At 48.6% G+C, this 2,612-nt stretch carries 4 protein-coding genes; 2 read left to right on the top strand and 2 right to left on the bottom strand.

Going from position 1 to position 2,612, the window contains the following annotated elements; genetic code table 11:
* Positions 1-88: 88 nt before the first annotated feature.
* Together ACQKE4_RS20545 and ACQKE4_RS20540 are read right to left on the bottom strand one after the other, a co-directional pair.
* Positions 89-466 (bottom strand): AraC family transcriptional regulator ligand-binding domain-containing protein, encoded by a 378-nt coding sequence (locus ACQKE4_RS20545; RefSeq protein ID WP_427390090.1) that lies wholly within the window; start codon positions 464-466, stop codon positions 89-91.
* A complete protein-coding gene (locus ACQKE4_RS20540) occupies positions 444-593 on the bottom strand; it encodes a hypothetical protein (protein ID WP_427390089.1) in 150 nt (49 codons plus the stop codon). The genes ACQKE4_RS20545 and ACQKE4_RS20540 overlap by 23 nt, the downstream gene beginning before the upstream one ends.
* Between ACQKE4_RS20540 and ACQKE4_RS20535 the strand changes: the two genes are divergently transcribed.
* Positions 592-1,506: a 3-hydroxyacyl-CoA dehydrogenase family protein gene (locus ACQKE4_RS20535; protein WP_427390088.1), complete on the top strand. Its 915-nt coding sequence runs from the start codon at positions 592-594 to the stop codon at positions 1,504-1,506. The genes ACQKE4_RS20540 and ACQKE4_RS20535 overlap by 2 nt on opposite strands.
* A 71-nt stretch (positions 1,507-1,577) precedes the next feature.
* Positions 1,578-2,579: a TRAP transporter substrate-binding protein DctP gene (gene dctP, locus ACQKE4_RS20530; RefSeq protein WP_427390087.1), complete on the top strand. Its 1,002-nt coding sequence runs from the start codon at positions 1,578-1,580 to the stop codon at positions 2,577-2,579.
* Positions 2,580-2,612: the final 33 nt, after the last annotated feature.

Here is a 2,612-nt window from a genome sequence, read left to right as displayed (position 1 = left end):
GCTTGCGAAAGCCAACTTGCACGGGGCGAAGGATCAAAAAGTGCTCGCTGGCGGTGATAGGGAAAGTGTCGGCGCCGGCTTCACGGATTCAGGTCCATGTCATATTTAATGTTGGCGTAGCTAAGGGGTGGTATTTTACTCCAAAATTGAAGTAGTCCCTTATGGTCGGGCTTGAAAGAAGAGCGTATCCATACATTCCATATGCAGTTAAATGCAGTTTAGTGCCAGTCTCAAAAGGCGTTGAAAAGTTTACACCTGCTTCGATAGCGTTCTCGCAAGCGTCGATATACTGCTTTATCGAAACCAGTGTGCCTGGGTGCAGCAGTGCTTCCTGACTTAATCTAATCCCTTTCAATATCACGCCAGCCGCAATTCCCTGCTCTGTGGCCGTGGTCACTAAAGCCGCAATTTTATAGGGTGAATAAATCTTTTTATTCAGCAGTTTAGGTTGAGTTTTTATCATCATGAATCTTTTTTGAATGTCCGAAAAAGGCCTCTTTAAGGCCGCTTTCGACCTTCCTCAGGGCGAGGATACCTTTGTAGAGTAGCGCAACAAAACAAGGCTTCCAAAGCCCTATAATAAGGATTTCCATGAACACTCCTGCCAAAGTATGTGTTGTTGGCGCCGGCCTAATGGGGCACGGAATTGCGCAAACGTTCGCCCAGGCTGGGCACCCGGTTTCTTTGTTTGATGTTGACAAGAATACGCTTGAGCTTGCGCCACTGCTTGTTGAGAGGAATCTTCGCCAACTGGGCGTAGAACCTGAACCGATACTCGATAATATAAAGTTATGTTCAGATGTTGCCAGCGCTGCCTTGTCAGCTGGCTTTATAATTGAAGCTGTCACTGAAAACCTTTCCTTAAAGCAAGCGTTGTTCGCTTTGTTGGCAGAGCTAGCTCCTGAACATGCAATTCTGGCAAGTAATACTTCTGTTATACCTATTACTGATATTGGTGAAAAACTAAGTGGGCCAGTGCGATCACGGCTTGTTGGTACACATTGGTGGAACCCACCCCATTTGATTCCGCTGGTTGAGGTTATAAAGACACCTTTCACTGACAATGCTGTTTTTGAAGCGACTTTCGATTTGATGCTGAGTATAGGGAAGCAGCCTGTAAAAGTTTTTCAAGATGTGCCGGGATTTATTGGTAATAGGCTTCAACATGCTATGTGGCGTGAAGCTTTATACCTGGTCTCAACGGGGGTATGTGATGCCGAAACAATTGATACTGTGGTCAAGAATAGCTTCGGTATGCGCATGCCTTTTCTTGGTCCCATGGAAAATGCAGATTTAGTGGGGCTTAAACTTATTCAGCAAGTTCATCAATTTATTTTTCCTCATCTTTGTAATGAGCAATCCCCAAGACCCATGATTGAAGACCTTATTAAACAAGGCTTCTTAGGCATGGAAAGTGGAAAGGGACTGCAAAACTGGCCCCCAGAAAAAGCGGAGAACGTGCGCAAGAATCTGAGCAATCGCCTCATTGATTCCTTAAAAGACTAAACAACCGTAACGCCTGATTTCTACCCAACAATAAACTGATTCAAGCTACTTTTGATAAGGCAGGAAACAATATGAAAACTCAGCGCACCCTCACACTGACTGGCATCGCCGCCGGTATAGCACTGGCATCCATTAGCACTTTCGCCCATGCGCAGGAGCAGTGGACCATGACCTCCACCTGGCCAGACAATATTGCGCTCATTGAAGTCGACCGCCACTGGGTGGAATTGGTCAATCAACTGGCTGGTGACGAGCTTGAAATTAACTTCCGCGCTGGCGGTACCCTGATGCCTGGCACGGAAGTGTTCGATGCCACCGAGACCGGCAGTATTGAGGCCGCTGGTGACTGGCCCGGTTACTGGGCAGGGGTCAGCCCCGCTTTCTCTCCATTGGCCTCCACGCCGAGTTTATTTAACGCCGCTGACTATCTTAATTGGATTAACCAGTGGGGCGGCTGGGAGCTCTATCAGGAAGTCTACGGCCAGTTCAATATGGTCTATTTGCCCTACGGCATTCTCAATAATGAATCAGGTTTTATGGGCCGCACACCGATTGAAAGCATCGCTGATATTGACGGTAAGCGGTTGCGCCTTTCTGGTCGCGATCAGGGGCGAGTGCTTGAGAAACTGGGCGGGTCACAGGTAACGCTGGCGGGAGGTGAGGTTTACCAAGCAATTGAGCGCGGTGTGGTCGATGCGGGTGAGTTTTCTTCGCCTGGGGTGGATTACTCCGCTGGCTTTGCTGAAGTGGCCAACCATTGGTCCGTTCCCGGTTGGCACCAGTCTGCTAGCGTTTTTGGGGTAATGATCAATAAAGATGCCTGGGATGCCCTTTCCGAACAGACGCAAGAGAAACTGAAGACCGCCACCATGGCTACCATGGCTTGGTCATTGGCATGGTCCGAGCGGGAATCAACCGAAGCTACCCAGAAGTTTCTTGATGCCGGTATAGCAATTCATCAGCTTCCCGAGGAGGATTTAGCGCGTATTCAGGAGATCACCAACGACGTCAGAGTTAAGCTCAAGTCTGGTGTATGGGAGGAGGTAGGAAGGGTGGCGTATCCTGTTGATTGATCACGACCAAGATCTCAACCAACACGAGTGGAT

Source organism: Halomonas sp. NPDC076908 (genome assembly GCF_050269715.1).
Classification (GTDB): Bacteria; Pseudomonadota; Gammaproteobacteria; order Pseudomonadales; family Halomonadaceae; genus Vreelandella.
The sequence above is the reverse complement of the archived record's forward strand: the minus strand, read 5'-3'. Positions and strand labels throughout refer to the sequence as shown.